The following is a 20,413-nucleotide window of genomic DNA, read 5'->3' as shown; positions in this document are numbered from 1 at the left end:
GGGCCGGGTCAGGCCGTCGCCACGTCCGCGTCGCCGTTGCCGGTCAGGCGGTCCAGCGCGTCTTCCATGTGGCTGATCAGGAGCTTGCCCACCCGTTCCTGGTCGCCATCCGCCAGTGCCTCGGCCATGGCCTGGTGTTCGGCAACCCGGGCGTGCGGATCCGGGTACTTCCGCTCCAATGCGGTCAGGCACATGCGGGTTTCCGTCAGCAGAGTGTTGTGCATGCGGGTCAGCCGGGTGCTTTCGGCCGCAGCCACCAGCGTGGCGTGGTACTCCATGTCAGCCTGGGACATGGCGTCCATATCCGCCTTCTCTGCGGCCTTCTTCATGGCCTTCACCGTCTGCATCAGCTGCGCGGCAACGGCCTTGCCGTCTTTCTGCAGGATCAGCTCGGAGGCCGCACGTTCGACGGCAGTCCGCGCCACGTACATGTCGCGCACCTCTTCATCGGTCATGGTGATAACGAACAGTCCGCGGTTGCGGATGCTGATCAGCAGGCCTTCCTGCGTCAGCCTCTGCATGGCTTCACGGAGAGGTCCGCGGCTGACGCCCAGTTCCTTGGCCAGTTCCGCTTCGCCCAGCTGGGAACCAGGGGGAATCTGGCCCAGGCCGATCGCCGTGCGCAATTTACCGGCAATGATTGCTGGCGTGGACTCGCGCACCAGGGGCTCAAATCTTTGCATCGGTACTCACTATCCATCAGTGGTCCGGCTGCGACCCTCGTGGTGGCAGCGGACCCGTTTTCGGTTATGTCCGGCTGGGATGGCCGGGAATAAACTGTCTACAATCCTACCGGCAGGCAGCCAGCCCATCCGTCTTTTGAGTAAAGAAGTCGGGGCCGCCCGTGTGGCGGCCCCGACGAAGCGGATCAGGGGGTGGTGTCCACGGCCCGTGAATAAGTCAGTGTCTCGTCGCGGGCGCCGCCCATCCAGATGTCCTGGCAGGCGGCCGCTATTTCATCGAGACCCTCCACGATGGTGGCAAACACGTTGCCGGGTACCCAGCCCGTATCTCCGTTCAGCAGGAGGTTGTTCCGGCCGTAGAACACAGCCAGGTCCACGATGGTCTCCTGCGTATCCGTGGAGTCCGCCTCGTAGCCGTGGGACGGCGTCTTGAGGTCGTTGGAGGTGAAGGTGAAGTAGCAGACGTCGCCCGGAATGGGGGTCACGGTGGTGTTCTCCGCACCCGGTTCGGCCGGGGCGAATGCCGGTACCAGGTTGTAGATCTCGTTGCGGGCGTACTTACCGTGGAAGACCTGTCCGCTCAGGGGCAGGGCGTCCCAAACGGCATTGGCCGTGCGAGGTGCTGCGTCGTCGAGCAGGAGCGCCTTGCAGGTGACTCCGCGTTTCTCAACGGTGATGTTGATGTACCTTGCCATTTTCTGCCTTACTTCCTGGATGGGTTGGTCGATACTGCGGTGGTGTTCGGACGGGCGAGGTCCCACTCGGTGGCACCCTGGTAGGCGGCGGCCGCCGAAAGCACGCCCGCGTCGCCGTGCCGGGGACCCACAAGCTGCAGGCCGACGGGCAGGCCCCCGGCCGTGAATCCGCAAGGGACGCTGATGGCCGGCTGCTGGGTCAGGTTAAAGGGGTAGGTGTAGGGCGTCCACGAGGTCCAGTCCAGCGAGGACGAACCGGCGGGGACGTCACGTCCGGCTTCAAAGGCCGGAATAGGAAGCGTGGGCGTTAGCAGGAGGTCAAAACGCTCGTGGAGGAGCCCTGCCTCGCGGCCCAGCTTCATGCGCACGGCGGTGGCATCCAGGAAATCACTGGCGCTGAAGCCGGCATGCCGTTCCAGCGCAGCCGCCAGCAGCGGATCAATCCGCTCCATGGCGCCGGCGCCATATCCTTCCACCACCTTGGCCGCGCCGCTGAACCACAGCACATGGTAAGCCGCCACGGGATCCTGCCAGCCGAGGTCGATTTCCTCGACTTCCGCCCCCAGGTCCCGCAATACCTGGGCTGCCGCACGGACGGCCGTCTCGACGTCGGGATCGTTACTCCCGTAGCCGAGGTTCGGACTGAAGGCGATCTTGCGGCCGCGTACTCCTTCGCCGATGGACGAGAGGAAGGATCTGGTGGGCGCGGGACCGGCAGACCAGTCGCGTGCGTCGGGGCGCGAAAGGATGTCCATCATCAGCGCCGCGTCGTCCACAGTTCGCGTGATGGGACCGGCATGGGCGAGGGTCCCGAACGGGCTGGCCGGGTAGAGCGGGACGGTACCGTACGTGGGTTTGAATCCCACGACGCCGGTGAAACCGGCCGGGATGCGGATGGAACCGCCGCCGTCGGTCCCCACGGACCAGGGGCCCATGCCCTGCGCCACTGCCGCGGCGCTGCCGCCGCTGGATCCGCCCGCAGTGCGGGAAACGTTCCAGGGATTCCGGGTGATCCCGCAGCGCGGACTGTCCGTCACACCTTTCCAGCCGAATTCCGGGCTGGTGACTTTGCCGATCAGGACGGCACCGTTTTCACGCAGCCTGGCCACGGCCGGAGCATCCTCGCTCCAGTCGCCGTCGGGGGATGCCAGACGGGACCCGCGGAGCGTGGGCCAGCCTTTCGTGAGCATGAGGTCCTTGATGGAGGTAGGGACGCCGTCCGCAAGGCCCATAGGTTCATTCCGTCGCCAGCGACCCTCCGATTCACGCGCAGCTGCCAGGGCGGATTCCGCTTCCACCAGGCAGAAGGCGTTGATGTCCCCGTCGTGCCGGCCAATGGCCTCCAAAGCCGCCTTGGTGGCCTCCACGGGGGAGACCTCTCCGGAGGCGTATGAGGAAACCAGCTGCGTGGCAGTGGCCCATTCCAGTGAATCAATCACGCTGTGAAGCTCCTTGCCAGGTGCGAAAGACGACCTACGATTGCGATTTCCCCGGCTGTGACGCCGGTAACACTTTTGTCAGGCTATGTTGCCTGCAGCATAATTGTCAACAATCCTACTTTCCTATCTTTTGTCGACGGGCAATTGTACGATTGTGCACAATTACCGGGTGCGGTTCCCGGCTAACACTTCAAAGGAGAATCAATGACTGTCACGATAGGCATGCTGTACCCGGGTTTTGGAGCCGAGGACGATTACCCCTACATGGAGGAAATCCTCGGCGAAGGAGTCCGGCTACCCCTGGTCCACACCTCGGTGGGCGTTGACGCCCATGAGGTCCAGGCGCTGCTGGACCTCGGCAAGAGCGAGCGGCTCCTCGAGGGCGCGGAAGCCCTGCGCGCCGCGAAGCCCGACGTCGTCATGTGGGCCTGCACGTCCGGCAGTTTCGTCTTCGGCTGGGAGGGAGCCCAGCAGCAGGCACTCGAGATCCAGGAAGCGCTGAAGGTCCCCGCGTCCTCTACGTCCTTGGCATTCGTCGCCGCGTGCCAAGCCCTGGGGCTCACCCGGGTGGCCGTCGCCGCTACCTACCCGGAGGACGTTTCCCGGCACTTCGTGGCGCTTCTGTCCCGCGGCGGCATCGATGTGACGCAGCTTGTCAGCCACGACATCCCCACCGCTGCTCTGGCTGGCGAACTTGACCGCGAAGGCGTCCTGGCGCTGGCCAGGAGCAACGACAGCGACGAAGCGCAGGCCATCCTCATCCCGGACACCGCCCTGCACAGCGCCCGCTGGATCAACGAGCTGGAGGAAGCCCTCGGCAAACCAGTCCTGACGGCGAACCAGGTGACGGTCTGGCAGGGCCTGCGGCTGGCCGGCACGCTGCGCCCCTGCGACGCACTGGGCCAGCTCTTCAAGGAGACAGCTTCCGTTTCCACCGGCGCCTAGGCTCCTTCGAAGAAGAACCCCGCTTCACACAGAATTCCGTTCCATAAAAAATCCCGGGGCGGGCTGCCACCGCGCAGCCCGCCCCGGGATTTTCTGTTGTGCGGAACATCGTCCGCTTTTCCGAATCGTTTACGCAACGCCTACGTCAGGAGGCGCTGTCCGGGACCCACCGCCGCCTTTCCCAGCCTGCGCAGCGAGGCCCAGGCCGTCACCTGGTTGGCCGACAGCACCGGCTTGCCCAGCTCGCGCTCCAGCCGAGCGATGATGTCGTAGGTCGGCAGGTTGGTGCAGCTGATGAAGATCACGTCAGCCTCCGGCACGTCTGCCGCGCGGATAAGGTCTGCTGTGGTCTGGTAGGGGACTTCCCAGATCCCGCCGTCCAGTCCCAGCCCGGCAAGCGACACCACCGAATGCCCCGCTTCCGCCAGGAAATCCCCCAGCCGCAGGGTCAGGTCCGCCACGTAGGGCGTAATGACCACCACCTTGGACGCACCCAGATGGCCCAGCGCCTCCAGCAGGGCCTCAGACGTGCTCACGGCCTGCGCATCACTCTCCGTTGCCATGATCTTCGAGATGTGACGGGCCCCTGATACGCCATTGACGAAGCTGCCGGACGTACACGCGTACGCCATGACGGCAGGGCGCACGGCACTCAGGTTCCGTACCGCCGCCAGAATGTCGCCGTCGTCGCTGACGTCCTCAGCCATCTCCAGGCTGACAGGCTCATCGAAGAACGGTGTCCGCGTGAAGAAGAGCGAGACGTCCGCCGGCATCCACCGCCACAGTTCGCGGTCCAGTGCCATGTCGAACGGGCACACCACTCCGATGCCGGACTGGGCTTCCGGCCCGGCGAACGTTGCATGATTGGACTGCATGATTCTCCTTAAGTAGTAGATTGTTGACAATTCTCCGTCGCATACCTAGGGTCCGTAGTGACCCGGCACATCCTTCGAAGGAGCACCATGGATATCTTGAAAAACCCCACAGACGGCACCGAACTCGACCTGCCATCCCCTCCCGTTCCGGTGGCCAACTACGTCCCGGTGCGGCAGGTGGGAAACCTCATTTTCACAGCCGGCCAGACCCCCACCAAGGATGGCGTCCTCACTATCAGCGGCAAGCTGGGGCGTGAGCTCAGCATCGAACAGGGCCAGGAGGCCAGCGCCACAGCGGTACTCAACTGCCTGTCCGCCCTGAAGCAGCACCTGGGCTCGCTGGACCGGATTGTGTCGGTTGTCAGCCTGACCGGATACGTGGCCTCGGCGGAAGGATTCGGAGACCAGCCGGCCGTCATCAACGGCGCTTCCCTGATCCTGGAGAAAGCTTTCGGCGACAAGGGGCGCCATGCCCGGGCAGCTGTCGGTGTTGCCGAACTGCCCGGGCTGGCGCCCGTTGAGATTTCGCTGATTGTTGAGGTGTAGCGGCCCCGTCAGTGCTGCAGGACGGCCCGGAGAAAGGTCCGGGTCCGTTCCTGCTGCGGGTCCTTGAAGATCTGCGCCGGCGGTCCGCTCTCCACGGCAGCACCATTGTCGAACATCACCACCCGGTCCGAGATCTCCTCCGCGAACCGCATTTCGTGCGTCACCATGAGCATGGTCATGTCTGTGGTGTGTGCGAGGTTCCTGATCACGTTCAGCACCTCCCCGATCAGCTCCGGGTCAAGTGCCGAGGTTGGCTCGTCGAACAGGAGCACTTTCGGTCTCATGGCCAGCGCCCGGGCAATGGCCACGCGTTGCTGCTGGCCGCCGGACATCTGGGGCGGCGTGTGGTTCATGTGCTTTCCCAGGCCCACCAGGTTCAACAGCTCCGCCGCGCGTTCCTTCGCCTCGGCCTTGTTCATGCCGAGCACATGGATGGGCGCCTCGATGATGTTCTCCATGGCCGTCATATGCGGAAACAGGTTGAACTGCTGGAAGACCATCCCGATCTTGCGCCGGGTTTCGCGCATCTGCTTGGTCTCCCGCACCTTCTGGCCGGGACTGACGTCCCACAGCGTGTCGCCGTCGACCTTTACCAGCCCTTCGCTGGGAGTCTCGAGCGTCATGAGGATCCGCAGGATGGTGGTTTTGCCGGATCCGGACGGGCCGATGATGGAGACCTTCTCCCCGGGTGCCACCTCGAAGTTCAAGGACTTCAGGACCTGGTTGGATCCCCAGTTCTTGCTGACGTTCTGGAACCTGATGATCGGGTCCGGGGCGAGGTCCACGGGTGCGGACAGGGGCTGGGGTTCAGTGCTGGGGCGCATAGCGCCGCTCCAATCTGTTGACGAGCCGCGAGGCTGGGTAGCTGACGGCCAGGAAGAGCAGTGCCGCCAGGGTCAGTGGTTCCAGGTACCGGAAGCTCGAGCTGCCGATGGACTGTGCCGTCGCCATGAGTTCCACCACCGTGATGGCCGAGAGGACCGCGGAGTCCTTGAACATCTGGATGAGGTAGTTTCCGAGCATCGGGACCACTGTGCGCACCGCCTGGGGAAGGATGATCCTGCCCCACGTGCGGACTCCGGGCAGGCTCAGCGCCGTTGCGGCCTCCCATTGCCCCTTCGGTACGCCCTGGATCCCGCTGCGGTAGACCTCCGCCATGTAGGCGCTGTAGTTCACTCCGATCACCACCACACCGGTGGTGAAGGCATCAAAGGTGATCCCGTACGCGGGCAGGACGAAGAACGCGCAGTAGGCCTGCACCAGAAGCGGGGTTCCGCGGACAAACACCACGAAGAAGGACACCACCGGTGAGAGCACCGGGATGGCCAGCCGCCTGAGGATGGCGAAGAACAGGCCCAGAGCTGCAGCCAGGACTGTGCCCAGCAGGGTGATCTTGATGGTCACCCAAAGCCCCTCCAGGAGCAGCGGAATGACCGATATGGCAAAGTCGTTGTCCCAGATCATGCGGCACCTACCTTCATCATTTTGCTTTCCTTGCGCTGGGCAGCGAGAGCCCTCCGGTCAAGCGCGAAGCGCCGTTCCAGCCAGCTCGTCAGCAGGGTCAGCAGGTAGGAAAGGACGAAGTAAAGCACCAGGATGGTGAGAAAAATGGCCGTCGTCTGGCCGGTGCTGCTGCGGATCATCTGGGCCCGGAAGGTCAGGTCCGCCACGGTCACCAGCGAAACCAGCGACGTGTTCTTCAGCAGGTCCACCATGACGTTCCCGAACGGCGGAAGCATGGCCGGAATGGACTGCGGAATGATGATGCGCCGGAGCCGCAGGGCGGGTTCCATACCCAGCGCGATGCATGCCTCCGTCTGCCCCTTCGCCCGGCTGGCGATGGCGCCGCGTACTACTTCGGCGGCGTAGGCGCCTTCGTTCAGGCCAAGCGCCAGGACGGCCGCTGTCAGTGGGTGGAGCTGGATGCCGAAGAACGGCAGCGCGAAGAACAGCCAGAACATCTGCACCAGCAGCGACGTCCCGCGGAATACCTCAATAAAGACTCCGGCCGGCCAACTGATCCAGCGGTGGCTGGACAGCCGGGCCAGCCCTGCGGCGAATGCCACCACCAGGCAGAGGGCTCCGCTGAGGACCGCCACCAGGATGGTGGTCAGCAGTCCCTGCCACAGCAGCGGCGCGAAGTCGATTACTGCCGACATCCGCACCTCCCCTCAGCCGGCAACAGGATCAGCCCGCGGTCTTGCATAGCTCCTCAGCGGTAACGCCCTTCACCACGGAGGCATCGAATCCCCACTTGGTGAGGATTTCGGCGAACTCCGGAGTGGCCTTGAATGCTTCGAGTTCCTTGTTGTAGGCCTTGTGGAAGGCGGCGTCGGACTGGCGGAAAGCCGCGCCGGAGCCGGTTCGGGGAGCATCGTTCAAAGGCGCGGAGATGTCGAAGCTCGAGTCATCAGCTGCAAGCGCCTGCAGTGACAGGGTGGGCAGCATGAACGCGTCGGCGCGGTTGGCCTTGAGTGCCTCCAGGCCGCTGCGTCCGTCGTTGATCTTGATCTGCTGGGAGGCAGGAACGTTAGCCGTTTTGAGCACGCCTTCCTCGAAGCCGCCCGGAAGCACGGCGATCCTCAGCGACGGGTTAGACAGGATTGCGGCCACGGAGGTGATGCCCTTGGGGTTGCCCTTGGGGGTGGCGAAGGACTCCGTGGAGACGATGACCGGCTCCGAGTAGAGGACCTGCCCGCAGCGGGATTCCTTCATGAAGAGACCCGCAGCAATGACATCCCAGCGGTTGGCGTTCAGGCCGGGAATCATGGATTCGTAAGGCGTGATGATGCCCTGGACTTCTTCGATGCCCAGTCGTTTGCAGACAGCGCGAAGCACATCCGGCTCGCAGCCGGTGACCGTGCCGTCCGCACCAACCTGCGTGTAAGGAGGTTCGTTGGCGATACCCACGCGGAGGAAGCCCTGGGACTTCGCCTGTTCCAGCAGGTTGCTGGCAGCTCCGGACGCAGGACCGCCTGCGGCCACACTCGTACAGCCTGTGGCCCAACCCGCCACCGTAGCGCCGAGCACAGCCACTCCTGCACCTCGCAGGACGTTGCGCCTCGAAATGTTGCCCGTCATAACTACTCCTTCGCCCGGTCACCCGGGGTTGTCAGCAAATGAACACGCTGTGACGTGTATTACATAAAACCTAGGAGCAACCTGTACGATTGTCAACAATCCGAATGTAAATTGTGGGCCTCTTAAAGATGACAACGATGTTTCCCCAAGAGGCCGGAATCCCCTAGATTCGGCCGGAGTATCACCATCCCCACAAGGTGCCCGAAGGAACCACGATGAAAAACCGCAGCCAACTACACCACGTCCGACTTTCCGACAACAGCCGGTCGTTCAGCCCCCGCACCGGCGAGCATTGCCCGGCCAACGGATGGTGGACGCCCCTCGACGCCGACGATGGGGCATGCTTCATCACCGAAGGCAGCATCATGCCCGCAGTCCACGGCGCGCCCGTCCTATGGAGCCCGACCGTGCGGCCGGCACAGCGCAGCTACGCAGCCAGCGCCGGACCGGCAGGCCTGGCTTCGCTCGACACCGCCTGATCCATGCCGCCGGCGGGTGGGGACCTGAACCTCCGGCCCGCCCAGCCCAATGTTAGGTGAGCATATGGTCACCTAACAATGAGGCCATGGACGCCATATCTAAGGCCCTTGCCGACCCGACGCTTTCTCGACAAGCTCTTCCGGGAAGACGGCAAACGCTTCATGCCCACCACGGCAGGCATACTGATGCTGCCGGCCGCCGCTGCAGTGCCTGTCGTCGTCGCACTCGTGATCCTGGTGACCGGGCGCAAGCACGCCAATCCGCCTGGGCCGAAAGAGTCCGGTTAGGTCAACGTCTAACCAACGGCCGATGCCCCTGTTGCAGAGGTTGCAGGGTGGCCTCGCGCGCATAGGGGTGCGGCACCGCCACGGGACACTGCCGCACAAGGGGCCTCCCGCCGTCGGCTAGGACGACGGCGGAAGGCGCTTCCAGTGTTGGCCCGGTTGCGGACGCCCGTCAGTTGAGCCTAAGCAGGGATGGCAGCGAGCTGCTGCATGAGGCTCAGGTTGTCCGTGTTCCCCAATGCTCTGCCACCTTGCCGTCCTCGACGCGGGCCGGAAAATTCTCATGAACAAGCAGCAAAGCCACCACCTCACCGGTACCCTCAGCGAAAACCCCCGGGCCCCCGGGAGTGAGGAAGTGCCGGTGTTCGGCGTTGACCGGAGCAGCCCGCTGCCGCCGGCCCGGCACCCACTGCGCCGAGCGGCCAGGGGCGAGGCGTTCACCGACGAATTGACTGGATCGGCACCGGCACCGGTCAACGCGCTTTCTCCGCAACGTCTCGGCTGATCAAGGACGGCACCGGCCGGAGCTCCGGCGCCGTGCTGGCTTTTACCGACGTGACGGAGCTGGTCACAGCCCTTGCAGCCAAGGACCAGTTCGTCGCCAGTGTCTCGCATGAGCTGAGGACCCCCCTGACGTCTATCCTGGGCTACCTCGGCCTGGCCCTGGACGAACACGCCGACCTTCCCGCCGACCTGGCACAGCACCTGGTCGTGGCCAAACGCAACGCCGAACGGCTGCTGCATCTGGTAACCGACCTGCTCTCAGTCGCCTCGGATACCTTGGTTATCAACCCCCGGCCAGCAGACCTGACCAAAGTGATCCGCCACAGCATCGAATCCGCCACGCCGCGTGCCAGTGCCGCGCGCATCAGCCTGCACCTTGAACCGTCCGGACCCGTGACCGGCCGGTTCGATCCGGCCCGCATCGGCCAGGGTATCGATAACCTGCTCTCCAACGCGATCAAATACACCCCCGACGGCGGGGTCCTTACGGTCCGGGCCCGCTGGGACGGGGACAATGTCAGATGCGAGGTCGCCGATGCCGGGATCGGGATGACCCAGGAAGAACAGGCCCAGGCTTTCACCCGATTTTTCCACGCCGCACGCGCACACGCCTCGGCCATTCCCGGTGCGGGCCTGGGAATGCCGATCACCAAAACCATCATCGAAAACCATGGCGGGACGATCGCAGCCCGACGACGAAGGTCGCCGCGGCCATGAGCATCAAGGTCATCGCAAGGACCTTCTGGCGGCCGATCGTGTCGCCAAGCCAGCCGAAAAAGACGCCAGCGATAAACGTGGCTCCGAAGGTTCCCAGCAAGAACAGGTTCTGCACGGATTTGTCTGCTTCCGGCAGGAACACCGGCCCCATGGTGGTGATCAGATAACCGAACACACCGACGTCGTACCATTCCATCGTGTTGCCAACGATCGTCCCGCCGAGCGCTTTCCTGAGGGTCCGGAGCTTGTGACTATCGGGGAACAAGCCGCCACAGGGACGTGACCTCGGCCGTGCGCGCCTCGAACAGAGGATCGTCGCGGTCCGATGCCTTCGGGTGCGTTGGCCGGGTGTCGAGCCGGTCCATCACCTTCAGCCCAGCCGCCTCGATGGCGGCCAGCAGATCCTCACGCGAGCGCAGGCCAAGGTGCTCGGCCAGGTCGGAGAGGACGAGCCAGCCCTCACCGCCCGGCTCCAGATGGTCCGGGAGTCCGTTCAGGAAGCGAAAGAGCATCCTGCTGCCGGGGTCGTAGACGGCACTGTCCAGGCTGGAATGCGGCGTGGCCGGAATCCAGGGCGGGTTGCACACAACGAGCGGCGCCCGTCCGGGCGGGAACATGTCGGTCAGGACGGCCTCAGCGCGGTCCTGGACACCGAGGTTCCGGAAATTCTCATCGGCGCAGGTGATGGCACGCGGTTCATTGTCCGTCGCCACCACCCGGTGGACGCCACGGCGGGCGAGGACGGCAGCGAGCACCCCGGTGCCGGTTCCGACGTCGAACGCCAGCGTGTCAGAGGGCAGCGGCGCGGCGGCCACGAGATCCACATATTCACTCCGGGTGGGGAAGAACGTGCCGTAGTGCGGGTGGATGCGGCCCTGCAGGGCATCGACGTAGACGCCGTTCCGTCGCCACTCGTGGGCGCCAATTGCCCCGACAAGCTCATGCAGGGACACAACGGAAGATTCGCCGATATCGCCGTACGCTTCAGCGGCGGCCTCCCGGATATCCGGTGCGCGGCGCAGCGGCACCACCGGGCCCGGATCAAGAGGAATCAGCAGCAGGCCGAGAATGCGGGCACGATGCGAGCGCGACTGGCGGTGCCGATAAAACTTCTCGGCCGGAGTTCCCGCGATCTTCTTAACGGCGCCTACCCGCCGGTCCATGGCGTTGAGGATCTGACGTGCGTTGTGGAAGTCACCGTGCCAGAGCATCGCGATCCCCTGTGACGCCATCCGGTTCGCCTCATCGGCTGTAAGGGAGTCGGTGACAACTTCGACGCGCGCCGGCGCCGGCCTGCCGTTCGCCGACCGCCATCGCGCGGTCATGCTGACACCCGCCTCGGCCCAGGTCACGACGGCGGGATCATCCGCCGCAGCCCTGCGCGCAGGCTGGAGGGCCGACGTCGGGATTCCCACGGGAGCTGGTGTGTCGGTACTGATAAGAGGTCCGTTCCAAGAGTCCGGGGGCCGATCGGCGACTCGAACGGAGACGGACGATTGCGGCGGTGATTCCACGACGTCCAAAGCCACGGCCCAAGGTTCCGGACCGTCATCCGGCCACGAACCGAGCTTGATCGATGGCCGCTGGGGCCATTCAACCTACATTTCAGGATACAGGTGTAGGTATCGGTGCCGGATTTCGTCCGGCACCCCGTCAGCCCTCAGCGTCGCCAACCGCGACGTGGACCTCGTTGGTGACGGCAGTTCCGTGCTCCACCGTCCGTGACACCGTGCAGTACTTCTCATGCGAGAGGCCCACCAGCCGCTCCACCATGCCGGCGGCCTTCTGCCCCTCGGCCGTATCGGGAAAGCCCAGGTTGAAGGACAGGTGCAGGCCCTCCACCCGGCTGGCACCGTCCTCAACCACCTTGTGGCCGGTCGCCGAGACCTGGAAGGACGTGGGCTCGGCGCTCCGTGCCGTCACCGTGTCCACGTCGATGGCCGAACATCCGGCGATCGCCGCCAGCAGCAGCTCCACCGGGCTCAGCAGGCCTTCGCCGTGGCCGAATTCAAGTTCCGCGCCCGCGGCATTGCGCGCAACGTAACGGGCCGTTGCCGCCCGGGTCAGCTCGACGGAACGCAGCGTGGGATCGTTGTTTTCGCTCATTGGACCATGATGCCACCAGCAGGCAACTGTGCATCATGGGCATGGCCCGCGAACGCCGTTTGCCCCGTGCTGGCGAAAGTTTCGGTGCGGACCGGGCCGCCCTCCTAGGCACGCAGCCCAGTCTGCTGGGCTTGGTCCTTAGGTAATACTAAAGTCGTTGGATACAATGCCGGCGTGGCGTCCAGCCTGAACTTCGCTGCGCACCTAGGCGGGGGCGATGCCGGTGGTTTCATGAGCGCTGGTGGACTCGTGCACGTCCTGGATAACCTCGTTGTGCCTCAGGAACCACGGCTTGAACGGCGGATCAAAGCGCGCAAACCGTGGCGCCCCCACAGCCGTCAGCCCGGCCAGGGTCAGGGCGGCCTGCAGCCCCGTGGTTCGGCGTGCAAAGGCCGCGCCGGTGCCGCTGCCCGGGAAGCGGACAGCTGCGGCAAGTGAACCCGGAACGGGGCGGATCCGAACGTCGGGGTTCGTCGGAACCGGAGCTGTCTCAGCCGTCAATCCCGCACGGAGCACAAAGGCGATCACAAAATCAGCCTGCGCATCACTGCCGGGCATCGGACCGGTCTGCAGCACCGGTGCTGTCATCGCCAGTTTCTGTGACGGCCCGCTCTCCTGGATGACCGGAGCCGTCATTGCCAGCTTCTGTTGGGCCGTATTGCTGCCGCTGATGTAATTGAACAAGTGCCGGAAGGCAGCATTGCCGGCGCGGTCAAAGGTGGTGTTGACGTGCACCTCGGCGACAACGTGCGCGGGATACCGGCGCAACTCGAAGTGCGGGTAGCTGTTGACCAGCCCGTAGGGTTGCTGTTCTGTCATGGTCCTCCAGACCCTACGCCCGTCCGGCACGGGCGGCCAGACACCGGGCCACACCTACACCCCGGGCCGCCGCTTCCACGCCGCCGCCAACGCCAGCACCACGGCGCCCAGCCCCAGCATCACCATAACCATCAGCCCCCAGTTCGCCTGGTTCACCCCGGGCCCGTACAGCACACCGATCAACACCGTCGCCGTGATGGCGCCAAGGTAGCGGCAGGTCTGGAAAATACCTGCTGCCACTCCCCTCTCCTCCGGCCGGGCGGACACGTACAGGCCCTGGTTCGACGCCGTGCTCACCACCCCGTACGGCACACCCATCAACGCGGTCAGCCCAAACACCAAGGGCGGCCACAGGGACAACGTCAACGCCCCCAGCCCGCCGGAGGCAACCAGCAGGATCAGCACACCGCCGATCAGCACCGCACGCACACCGAACCGCTCGATCAGCCGGACCGTCACCGGGGTGACCAGCACGGACATCGCCGCCAGAGGAAACATCAGCAGGCCCACCAGCCCGGCGTCGTAATGTCCCGCCTCCTGCAGCAGCTGCGGCAGGCCGAAGAACGCAAAGTAGTAGACGCCGCTGAAGACGACGAACACCAGATACACCAGCAGCAGCGGCCGGTTCCGGCCCAGCAGCCGCAAGTCCAGGAACGGCGGGCGGAAGCGCAGCTCCCGCCACGCGAACAGAGCGGCAATGACCGTCGCGGCGCCCAGGAGCCACCAGCGGTATCCCGGCATCACGTTCAGCAACGCCATCATCGCGAGCATCAGCGACGCCACGAAGGCCAGGATGCCGGGGATATCGGAGTCCCGGATCAGGGTTGCGAGCTTCCCGGTCTCGCGTCCGGAATCGGCCGGCGCCACCCGGTGCACCACAACCAGCGCCAGCAGCGCGAGCGGCACGTTGACGGCAAACAGCGCCTGCCAGCCCAGCAGGCTCACCAACAAACCGCCGACGACGGGCCCCACCGCGGCCGCGGACGTGTTCGCCATCTGGATCCGGCCCAGCGGGCGGGTGGACGGCAGCTTCGCCAGCCGGCTCAGTTCGGTGACCATCACGACGGCGGACGGGTACGCCGTCGCCGTCCCCACCGCCATGAGCGCCCGCGCCACGCAGACCAGCGCGAAGTTGGGCGCGAACGGAGCCAGTGCGCACGTCACGGCCACCAGGGCCATCCCGAACGTAAACAGGCGGCGCGGCCCGAAGCGGTCCGCGAGCCGGCCCATCAGCGGCTGACCGGCCGCGGATGCGAGGTAGAAGGAGGTGATCACCCAGGTGACGGTGGCGACGTCGAGCGCGAAATCCTCCCGCAGGACCACCAGCGCGACGGCGATCATGGAGGAGTTCAGCGGGTTCAGGGCGGTGCCTAGGCTGAGCGCAGCGATCGCAAGGCCAGGACGGGGTTTGTTCGTCACGCCCCTAAGTCTGGCGCATGGTTGCCTTGGGTCACGGACCTACTCCGCGGCGTGTGACAAGTTTCCTACCGCCCCCTGGCCTGTGGAATCGGCCGCGGCAGTACCGGCACGTGCTCCATCGTTGCGGGTCCACCTGAGGGTGACAGTGAAATTCGAGGTGGTGCTGGCGGCCGCGATGAACGCTCCGGCTTCGGCATGCAGGTCCACGCCGAACTGAAGGCTCACCTCATCAGGTTTGTTCGGCAGGTTGATGAGCTCTTCGATGACCCCCTGGACGGCAGGCCGGATGTTGCTCAGGGCCCGTTCGAACGTTTGCTGGGCCCGCGCAAAAACACCCGAATGGCCGTCCCCGCCCCGGGTCACCAGCTTGCCCGTTGCGTCAGCAACTTCCAGGAGAACGCTGCCGCCGTCCTCGGTGGGGAATTCAACCAGCCGTGTCATGCCCGGACCGAACCTTTCCTCATCTGCAGGGCCACCACCAGGAGGACACCGCCGCATGCCGCGAGCACCAGGCTCTGCAGCATGAACCCGAGGCCAATCACGGCCGACTCCTCCAATCCGATCCACGCCAGCGGCAGGGACCCGGCAGAGACCACCAGCACCCACCCCGGCACCCTGCGTCCTTCACCGCCGCGGATGGCCAAAACACCCGCCCAGATTCCAAAAGTCGCGTGGACAAAGCCGCAGGCTATAGCCGCCCACTGGATCTCGGGCCCGAAACCCAGAATCCCTATCAGCGCCACTGCTCCGATGGCCACAGCCAGCGCCACCCGGCCTGCCTCCGTTCGGACCGGAAGCCCGGACAACAGGAGCAGCACATAGCCCGCCGGCACCAGCACCGCGTAGACGAACTGGAGAGTCCCCGATCCGCCCGAATACCACCAGCCGTTTTCGTCATACCAAAGCAGGTAACTGAACAAATACGCGAGCAGCCCACCGGTGACCGCCAGGAGGGATCCCCCGCTTCCGAGGAACCGGGGGTCCAGGCCCCGCGGTTCCGTGGGCGGTTGCGCATCCGGAACTGAGGGACGTTCCGACGGCGGGACAGGAGCCGGGCGGTCCGCACGGCTAACGGGCGGCGGGGCCGGGTCCGCCGCGGCGGCAAGGTGGCCGCGCGCCGTCGTCGTCAGTTCTTCCGGGGCCGCTGCGGCCGGATCCAAAGCCTCCAGCTCCGCCGCGACATCCAGGACTGCCTGCCAGTTGCCGCTCTCGGCATGGTAGTCGAGTTCGCCCTGCAGGTCGGCGGTCCGTTGGCGCCGCTCCGACTGTGCTTTGCGGGCTGCTGCGTCGGGGAACGCGGGATCGCCTTGGAGCTTTGCAAGTTCGCGGATGGCCGTGGACCAGTCCTGGGCGTCTTCGGCTTCACCGGCACGCCCGTAGGCTTGGGCACGCTCCCGGCGTTCCACGGCCGAGAGCCGGAGTGCCGCGGCATCGCGGTAATCAGGATCGAGTGTGAGCAGGTCGTCAAAAAGCTCAATCGCCATGCCGTAGTGCTTTGCCCGCAGCTCTGCCGAGCCCTGCACGTAGAGGGCGCGCAGCTGTGCCTGCTGCGACCGGAGCCGGGCACGCTCACGGGCCTCCTCCTGCAGCCGGTCAGGAAGCGCGTCAAGCTTCTGTTGCTGGCCTGCTGTCTGCTCCTGGCCGGCCTGCTGGCGGACAGGCGGCGTGGGCGGGACCGACAGGGTGAAGAGCTGGGTGGACCCTCCCCTGACGTACAGTGCCGGCGTGACCCATTCCAGGGTGCCGTCCGGGCTGGCCATCACGGAAATGCGGCCGATCCGGGCTGCTTCGTCAACGCCCCGGCCGCTGGCGATGGCCGCGTAAAAGCCCTGCGCGAAGGCGATGGCGGCGCCGTCGCTGATGGCGAACTGCATGGCGGCCACCGCACTGACGCCGCTGCGGACCAGCGTGGATGCCGTGCCGGAGAAGAGGTCCTCCTGACCTGACTCACCGGAGGAGCACGAGTTCAGGACCACCAGCCGGGGGCGGGGTGCGGCAACACTGAGGAGGGCCATAAAGCGGATGGCCCGCACCATGGCGGCCCGGCCGTCCGCCCCCACGAGGGCGATCCGTCCCTCGTCGCTGCGGGAATCGTAGTCCCCGTGGCCGATGAAGTGGACAACATGCCACGGCCCCGCCAGCAGGCTGGACTGGATGTCCTCCCACGTCCCGCCCGGCGCCCAGACCAGTTCGATCCGGCCCTCGGAGATCGGACCGGACAGGGCGTCGGCGAGGTGCCGCTTTTCGGCCTCCCCATCCAGCGATGGCAGGTCCCGCGGAGACGCCACCAGGCCAAGGATGCGCAGCGGTGGCACGATGTCCAGGGGTTTCAGGTGGTAGTCCGGTGCCGGGATGTGCCGCAGGAGCGGTTCGGTCTGGCACAGGTAGGTTTCCGTCTCCGGGTCAAAAAGCATCTCCCACGGCAGCGCCGCGAGTTCCGGCGCGGCAAGCCGCAGCACCACCCGCAGCGGCTGGCCACTGTGCTGCGCCGCGCCCAGGCTGGCACGGTAGGTGCCGTAGACCTCCCGTGTGAACAACGCCTGGAACAGCTGCTGGCCCACGCCGCGGACCGGAAGCTCTGCCACCGGGGTGGTCCGGCGTGCCGCCACCGCCGAGGCCAGGACGGTGGATTCCAGTTCGGTCCGGCGCTCGAGGATCTTCTCCACATCCAGCCGGAAGACACCGGAGGCGTTGCCTCCCGCCGGGGCCTGCACTACGCGTACGGAGTACTCACCCCGCTCCGAAGCGGCTGCGAGTTCCAGCTCGATGTCACCGTCCATGGCTACCTCTCCAGCGACCCGGAGGGCGTCCCCAGAAGGCGTCCGCCGCCGCGCTCTAAAAGGAACGGGGCCCACAACTACAGAGTGGCCCAGGGAACGGGAGTTCACAAGGGATCACACTGACCCGTCAAAGATGGCTGGTCGGCCATCTACCAGGTGGCTAGCCGAACAGCGCCGCCACGCGGGTCAGGGTCTGATAGATCCCGTAGGCCAGCGGGACTCCCACCAGCGCCCAGGCCAGGGCTAACATTCCGGTGGACGCTTTCACAGGCGCCTTCGCGCCGGGGGTGTGTGCAGTGCTCACTTCAGGCCTCCATGGCAGGTTCTTGGGACCGCCCGCGGTCGGGGCGGGGTTCGTGGAACTTCGCGTCCACCGGCTTCACCAGCAGGTTCGCGACGAAGCCAATCACCAGCAGCGCCACCATAGTCAGCAGCGCGGGCTGATAGGACACTGCCGTGAGCTGGCCGGGCTTGCCCTGGGCATCCAGGAAAGCGTTGACGATCAACGGCCCGGCAATGCCGGCAGCGGACCAGGCGGTCAGGAGCCGGCCATGGATGGCACCCACCTGGAAGGTCCCGAAGAGGTCACGCAGGTAGGCGGGGACGGTGGCGAAGCCGCCGCCGTAGAAGGAGATGATCACGAAGGCCAGCAGCACGTACAGCGCCGTGGTGGTGGATCCGGCGAGGGCCAGGACGGTGTACAGCACCGCGCCGACGCCCAGGTAGACCATGTAGATCCGCTTGCGTCCGGTGATGTCCGAGGTGGAGGACCAGGCGAAACGACCGGCCATGTTGCCGATCGACAGCAGTCCTACGAAGCCGGCGGCGACGGCGGCACTGACCAGGGAGACGCCGTCGGACTGGCGGAAGAAGTCCTGGATCATCGGGGCGGCCTGTTCCAGGATGCCGATCCCGGCGGTGACGTTGCAGAACAGCACGATCCAGACCAGCCAGAACTGCTTGGTCTTGATGGCGTTCTTGGCGGAGACGTTGTCCGTGGTGACGAGCACGGATTTCCTGACCTTCGAGGCGTCGAAGCCGGCCGGCTTCCAGCCGTCTGCGGGCACCTTGATGGTGAAGGCGCCGAACATCATGTAGGCCAGGTAGATGACCGCGAGGGTCAGGAAGAGCTTGCCGACGGAGTCGCCGCTGGCCACCCAGCCCTTGGCATCGGAGTTCGGGTCGTACATCTTCAACAGCGCCGTGGACACCGGGCTGGCGATCAGCGCGCCGCCGCCGAAGCCCATGATGGCCATGCCGGTGGCCAGGCCCGGTCGGTCCGGGAACCACTTGATCAGCGTGGACACCGGCGAGATGTAGCCGATGCCCAGGCCGATGCCGCCGATGAAGCCGTAGCCGAGGTAGACCAGCCACAACTGGCCGCTGAAGATGCCGAGCGAACCGATCAGGAAGCCGCTGGCCCAGAACACGGCCGAGGTGAACATAGCCTTGCGCGGGCCGTTCGTGTCCACCCAGGTGCCCATGATCGCGGCCGAGAGGCCCAGCATCACGATGGCGATGGAGAAGATCACGCCGATTTCGGTCAGGCTGGCATCGAAGTGCTTGACCAGTGCCGTCTTATACACGCTGGTCGCGTAGGCCTGGCCGATGCAGAGGTGAACCGCCAGCGCCGCGGGCGGTACCAGCCAGCGGTTGAATCCCGGCGGGGCAATAGTTCGTTCACGGTCCAGCCAGCTCATATTTCTGCTCCCGTTGCTTGTCGAAGACGTCGGTGTCCAGCGATCTGGTGGCGCAGGACCCTCAAGAGGGGCCTTTACCTTGGGTAATCATGGTGCAAATCATAAGCAAACGTACTATCAATGCGCCGAGCGGCGAGGTATCCGCGACGAACGGTACGATTTTCCGTCCGCGTACTGGCGTTAGGCGCCCGGCGTTCCAGGGCGGCGAGTCCTGAACGGCTTGAACAACTCTTACGATCCCAGAGCCGTAACCGCGTTGTGCGCCATGCGGTGGCCGAGATTCAAAACCCGGCGCGACAGATCCTCTGGCTGCACGTCTGCTGCCGGTGAGTCCCCGGCCGAAAGGAAAGACCGTGCTCCCGGGCTGCTGCGGAAAACAGCGGACCACAGCGCTTCCACCGTCACAACGGCTGTGGTGGCCCCCGTCGGTCCCGAAACCAGCCAGCCATCGCTGGTGGCAGCCACTTTCGGGACCCCGGGCCACGATCGGCAGGCACTGTTGATCGTTTGGGCGACGATCAGGTGCTGCCGTATTGTTCGAACCGACCCCAGCACGGGGTCGCTCACGACGCTTCGTCCGCAGGCACCGCACATGTGGCTTTCCTTCCTACGGCATGACGTCGCCGGAATTTGGTCCCAGCGTCTGGCCGACATACAGGTTGCCGCCAGGATCGCTGGCGAGAAGCAACGCGGTCGGGGCTACCTCCGCCGGACGACCGAAGCGCAGCAGCGGGAGTCCGGCACGCTTCGCCGCTTTCCAGTCTTCGGAGATACCGTCAACCAGGGGCGTCTCGATGGGGCCAGGGGCGATGCTGTTGACCAGTACGTTGTCGCCCGCGGCTTCCAGGGCCAGAGCCTTGGTCAGTCCCACAACCCCGGCTTTGGCTGCGCTGTAGTGGCTCAGCCCGGTGCCTCCCTTGATGGCCAGCTGGGAGGCGATGTTGATGATGCGGCCCCACTTCTGTTGCCGCATCTCCCCCACCACCTCCCGGCAGCACAGGAAGACCCCCGTCAGGTCAACGGCAATCGTCTCGTTCCACATTGCCAGGGTCATATCCTCCAACGGTGATTCCGTCAGCAGTCCCGCGCTGTTCACGAGAATATCGATGCTGCCGAGCTGGGCGCGGGCGGCGTCGAAGGCCGCGCGCACACTCGCTTCGTTTGAGACGTCCACGGCGATGGTTCCCGGCCCACCGGACCGGTCGAGGACAGCCACTCTGTCGCCATTGGCGGTGAAGGCTTCGGCAATGGCCTTGCCGATGCCGCTGGCTCCGCCCGTGACCACTACCGCGCGGCCCGCTGTATGACGGGAGGCTTCAGGGTTGTTCATTCGTATCCTT

23 protein-coding genes and 1 pseudogene are annotated in these 20,413 nt (G+C 65.4%); 6 read left to right on the top strand and 18 right to left on the bottom strand.

Features of this window, described 5'->3' with window-relative positions; translation table 11 throughout:
• Positions 1-8: 8 nt before the first annotated feature.
• The 3 genes from FYJ92_RS04385 to FYJ92_RS04375 all read right to left on the bottom strand — a co-directional run bounded on the left by FYJ92_RS04385 (position 9) and on the right by FYJ92_RS04375 (position 2,817).
• On the bottom strand, positions 9-683 hold the full coding sequence (locus FYJ92_RS04385) for a GntR family transcriptional regulator (protein ID WP_185262770.1): 675 nt from the start codon (positions 681-683) through the stop codon (positions 9-11).
• A gap of 185 nt (positions 684-868) precedes the next feature.
• Positions 869-1,378: a DUF3830 family protein gene (locus FYJ92_RS04380; protein ID WP_185262769.1), complete on the bottom strand. Its 510-nt coding sequence runs from the start codon at positions 1,376-1,378 to the stop codon at positions 869-871.
• 8 nt (positions 1,379-1,386) lie between these two features.
• Positions 1,387-2,817 (bottom strand): amidase, encoded by a 1,431-nt coding sequence (locus tag FYJ92_RS04375; RefSeq protein WP_185262768.1) that lies wholly within the window; start codon positions 2,815-2,817, stop codon positions 1,387-1,389.
• A 204-nt stretch (positions 2,818-3,021) separates the two neighbouring features.
• Between FYJ92_RS04375 and FYJ92_RS04370 the strand changes: the two genes are divergently transcribed.
• Positions 3,022-3,762, top strand: a complete 741-nt coding sequence (locus FYJ92_RS04370) for an aspartate/glutamate racemase family protein (RefSeq protein WP_185262767.1) — start codon at positions 3,022-3,024, stop codon at positions 3,760-3,762.
• A gap of 140 nt (positions 3,763-3,902) precedes the next feature.
• On the opposite strand, the gene FYJ92_RS04365 is transcribed toward FYJ92_RS04370, so the two are convergent.
• Positions 3,903-4,637 (bottom strand): Asp/Glu/hydantoin racemase, encoded by a 735-nt coding sequence (locus FYJ92_RS04365; RefSeq protein WP_185262766.1) that lies wholly within the window; start codon positions 4,635-4,637, stop codon positions 3,903-3,905.
• A gap of 87 nt (positions 4,638-4,724) precedes the next feature.
• Here FYJ92_RS04365 and FYJ92_RS04360 point away from each other — a divergent pair, with 87 nt between their 5' ends.
• Complete coding sequence (locus FYJ92_RS04360) at positions 4,725-5,183, top strand: RidA family protein (RefSeq protein WP_185262765.1); 459 nt, start codon at positions 4,725-4,727, stop codon at positions 5,181-5,183.
• An 8-nt stretch (positions 5,184-5,191) separates the two neighbouring features.
• Here the strand turns inward: FYJ92_RS04360 and ehuA are convergent, their stop codons facing one another.
• The 4 genes from ehuA to ehuB are packed head-to-tail and all read right to left on the bottom strand — an operon-like array spanning position 5,192 to position 8,264.
• Positions 5,192-6,007, bottom strand: coding sequence for an ectoine/hydroxyectoine ABC transporter ATP-binding protein EhuA (gene ehuA / locus FYJ92_RS04355; protein ID WP_304632680.1), 816 nt, complete (start codon positions 6,005-6,007; stop codon positions 5,192-5,194).
• A complete protein-coding gene (gene ehuD, locus FYJ92_RS04350) occupies positions 5,991-6,647 on the bottom strand; it encodes an ectoine/hydroxyectoine ABC transporter permease subunit EhuD (protein ID WP_185262764.1) in 657 nt (218 codons plus the stop codon). Before ehuD ends, ehuA begins: the two co-directional genes overlap by 17 nt.
• On the bottom strand, positions 6,644-7,342 hold the full coding sequence (gene ehuC, locus FYJ92_RS04345) for an ectoine/hydroxyectoine ABC transporter permease subunit EhuC (protein WP_185262763.1): 699 nt from the start codon (positions 7,340-7,342) through the stop codon (positions 6,644-6,646). The genes ehuD and ehuC overlap by 4 nt, the downstream gene beginning before the upstream one ends.
• A gap of 28 nt (positions 7,343-7,370) precedes the next feature.
• Positions 7,371-8,264 (bottom strand): ectoine/hydroxyectoine ABC transporter substrate-binding protein EhuB, encoded by an 894-nt coding sequence (gene ehuB, locus FYJ92_RS04340; protein ID WP_185262762.1) that lies wholly within the window; start codon positions 8,262-8,264, stop codon positions 7,371-7,373.
• 215 nt (positions 8,265-8,479) lie between these two features.
• Between ehuB and FYJ92_RS04335 the strand changes: the two genes are divergently transcribed.
• The 4 genes from FYJ92_RS04335 to FYJ92_RS04325 all read left to right on the top strand — a co-directional run bounded on the left by FYJ92_RS04335 (position 8,480) and on the right by FYJ92_RS04325 (position 10,249).
• A complete protein-coding gene (locus tag FYJ92_RS04335) occupies positions 8,480-8,743 on the top strand; it encodes a hypothetical protein (RefSeq protein ID WP_185262761.1) in 264 nt (87 codons plus the stop codon).
• Between the two features lie 108 nt (positions 8,744-8,851).
• Positions 8,852-9,031, top strand: coding sequence for a hypothetical protein (locus FYJ92_RS04330; RefSeq protein ID WP_185262760.1), 180 nt, complete (start codon positions 8,852-8,854; stop codon positions 9,029-9,031).
• Positions 9,032-9,311: 280 nt separating this feature from the next.
• On the top strand, positions 9,312-9,533 hold the full coding sequence (locus tag FYJ92_RS18920; RefSeq protein ID WP_255482302.1) for a hypothetical protein: 222 nt from the start codon (positions 9,312-9,314) through the stop codon (positions 9,531-9,533).
• Between the two features lie 32 nt (positions 9,534-9,565).
• A complete protein-coding gene (locus tag FYJ92_RS04325; protein WP_370526137.1) occupies positions 9,566-10,249 on the top strand; it encodes a sensor histidine kinase in 684 nt (227 codons plus the stop codon).
• Here FYJ92_RS04325 and FYJ92_RS04320 read toward each other — a convergent pair.
• From FYJ92_RS04320 to FYJ92_RS04275, 10 genes and pseudogenes are all read right to left on the bottom strand, one after another.
• A pseudogene (locus tag FYJ92_RS04320) lies at positions 10,218-10,514 on the bottom strand (MFS transporter); the annotation flags it as partial. The gene FYJ92_RS04325 and the pseudogene FYJ92_RS04320 sit on opposite strands and share 32 nt — an antisense overlap.
• A complete protein-coding gene (locus tag FYJ92_RS04315) occupies positions 10,501-11,664 on the bottom strand; it encodes a class I SAM-dependent methyltransferase (protein ID WP_255482301.1) in 1,164 nt (387 codons plus the stop codon). The gene FYJ92_RS04315 and the pseudogene FYJ92_RS04320, both read right to left, overlap by 14 nt.
• Positions 11,665-11,902: 238 nt before the next feature.
• On the bottom strand, positions 11,903-12,355 hold the full coding sequence (locus FYJ92_RS04310; protein ID WP_185262759.1) for an OsmC family protein: 453 nt from the start codon (positions 12,353-12,355) through the stop codon (positions 11,903-11,905).
• Positions 12,356-12,559: 204 nt separating this feature from the next.
• On the bottom strand, positions 12,560-13,174 hold the full coding sequence (locus FYJ92_RS04305; protein ID WP_185262758.1) for a heme-binding protein: 615 nt from the start codon (positions 13,172-13,174) through the stop codon (positions 12,560-12,562).
• A gap of 54 nt (positions 13,175-13,228) precedes the next feature.
• Positions 13,229-14,593 carry an MFS transporter gene (locus FYJ92_RS04300; protein WP_185262757.1) on the bottom strand — a complete coding sequence of 455 codons (1,365 nt, stop codon included), beginning with the start codon at positions 14,591-14,593 and terminating at the stop codon, positions 13,229-13,231.
• Positions 14,594-14,632: 39 nt separating this feature from the next.
• Positions 14,633-15,034 carry a CU044_2847 family protein gene (locus tag FYJ92_RS04295; RefSeq protein WP_185262756.1) on the bottom strand — a complete coding sequence of 134 codons (402 nt, stop codon included), beginning with the start codon at positions 15,032-15,034 and terminating at the stop codon, positions 14,633-14,635.
• The gene (locus FYJ92_RS04290) at positions 15,031-17,373 is read right to left on the bottom strand and encodes a CHAT domain-containing protein (protein ID WP_185262755.1); all 2,343 of its coding nucleotides are present in this window, start codon (positions 17,371-17,373) and stop codon (positions 15,031-15,033) included. Before FYJ92_RS04290 ends, FYJ92_RS04295 begins: the two co-directional genes overlap by 4 nt.
• A 160-nt stretch (positions 17,374-17,533) precedes the next feature.
• Positions 17,534-17,677 (bottom strand): hypothetical protein, encoded by a 144-nt coding sequence (locus FYJ92_RS04285; RefSeq protein ID WP_185263886.1) that lies wholly within the window; start codon positions 17,675-17,677, stop codon positions 17,534-17,536.
• A 1-nt stretch (position 17,678) separates the two neighbouring features.
• Positions 17,679-19,073, bottom strand: a complete 1,395-nt coding sequence (locus FYJ92_RS04280) for an OFA family MFS transporter (RefSeq protein WP_185262754.1) — start codon at positions 19,071-19,073, stop codon at positions 17,679-17,681.
• Between the two features lie 607 nt (positions 19,074-19,680).
• On the bottom strand, positions 19,681-20,403 hold the full coding sequence (locus tag FYJ92_RS04275; protein ID WP_185262753.1) for an SDR family NAD(P)-dependent oxidoreductase: 723 nt from the start codon (positions 20,401-20,403) through the stop codon (positions 19,681-19,683).
• Between the last annotated feature and the right edge of the window lie 10 nt (positions 20,404-20,413).

Origin of the sequence: Pseudarthrobacter sp. NBSH8, from assembly GCF_014217545.1 — a bacterium.
Taxonomy (GTDB): domain Bacteria; phylum Actinomycetota; class Actinomycetes; order Actinomycetales; family Micrococcaceae; genus Arthrobacter.
This window is presented reverse-complemented; position numbering and strand designations above follow the sequence as displayed.

Bases quoted from the DNA above. Each gene is read 5' to 3' on its own strand.
- FYJ92_RS04290 (WP_185262755.1), bottom strand. From the start codon at position 17,373: ATGGACGGTGACATCGAGCTGGAACTCGCAGCCGCTTCGGAGCGGGGT.
- FYJ92_RS04305 (WP_185262758.1), bottom strand. From the start codon at position 13,174: ATGACAGAACAGCAACCCTACGGGCTGGTCAACAGCTACCCGCACTTC.
- FYJ92_RS04280 (WP_185262754.1), bottom strand. From the start codon at position 19,073: ATGAGCTGGCTGGACCGTGAACGAACTATTGCCCCGCCGGGATTCAAC.
- FYJ92_RS04335 (WP_185262761.1), top strand. From the start codon at position 8,480: ATGAAAAACCGCAGCCAACTACACCACGTCCGACTTTCCGACAACAGC.
- FYJ92_RS04310 (WP_185262759.1), bottom strand. From the start codon at position 12,355: ATGAGCGAAAACAACGATCCCACGCTGCGTTCCGTCGAGCTGACCCGG.
- FYJ92_RS04365 (WP_185262766.1), bottom strand. From the start codon at position 4,637: ATGCAGTCCAATCATGCAACGTTCGCCGGGCCGGAAGCCCAGTCCGGC.
- ehuB (WP_185262762.1), bottom strand. From the start codon at position 8,264: ATGACGGGCAACATTTCGAGGCGCAACGTCCTGCGAGGTGCAGGAGTG.
- FYJ92_RS04380 (WP_185262769.1), bottom strand. From the start codon at position 1,378: ATGGCAAGGTACATCAACATCACCGTTGAGAAACGCGGAGTCACCTGC.
- FYJ92_RS04385 (WP_185262770.1), bottom strand. From the start codon at position 683: ATGCAAAGATTTGAGCCCCTGGTGCGCGAGTCCACGCCAGCAATCATT.
- FYJ92_RS04295 (WP_185262756.1), bottom strand. From the start codon at position 15,034: ATGACACGGCTGGTTGAATTCCCCACCGAGGACGGCGGCAGCGTTCTC.
- FYJ92_RS04370 (WP_185262767.1), top strand. From the start codon at position 3,022: ATGACTGTCACGATAGGCATGCTGTACCCGGGTTTTGGAGCCGAGGAC.
- FYJ92_RS04275 (WP_185262753.1), bottom strand. From the start codon at position 20,403: ATGAACAACCCTGAAGCCTCCCGTCATACAGCGGGCCGCGCGGTAGTG.
- ehuC (WP_185262763.1), bottom strand. From the start codon at position 7,342: ATGTCGGCAGTAATCGACTTCGCGCCGCTGCTGTGGCAGGGACTGCTG.
- FYJ92_RS04360 (WP_185262765.1), top strand. From the start codon at position 4,725: ATGGATATCTTGAAAAACCCCACAGACGGCACCGAACTCGACCTGCCA.
- ehuD (WP_185262764.1), bottom strand. From the start codon at position 6,647: ATGATCTGGGACAACGACTTTGCCATATCGGTCATTCCGCTGCTCCTG.
- ehuA (WP_304632680.1), bottom strand. From the start codon at position 6,007: ATGCGCCCCAGCACTGAACCCCAGCCCCTGTCCGCACCCGTGGACCTC.
- FYJ92_RS18920 (WP_255482302.1), top strand. From the start codon at position 9,312: ATGAACAAGCAGCAAAGCCACCACCTCACCGGTACCCTCAGCGAAAAC.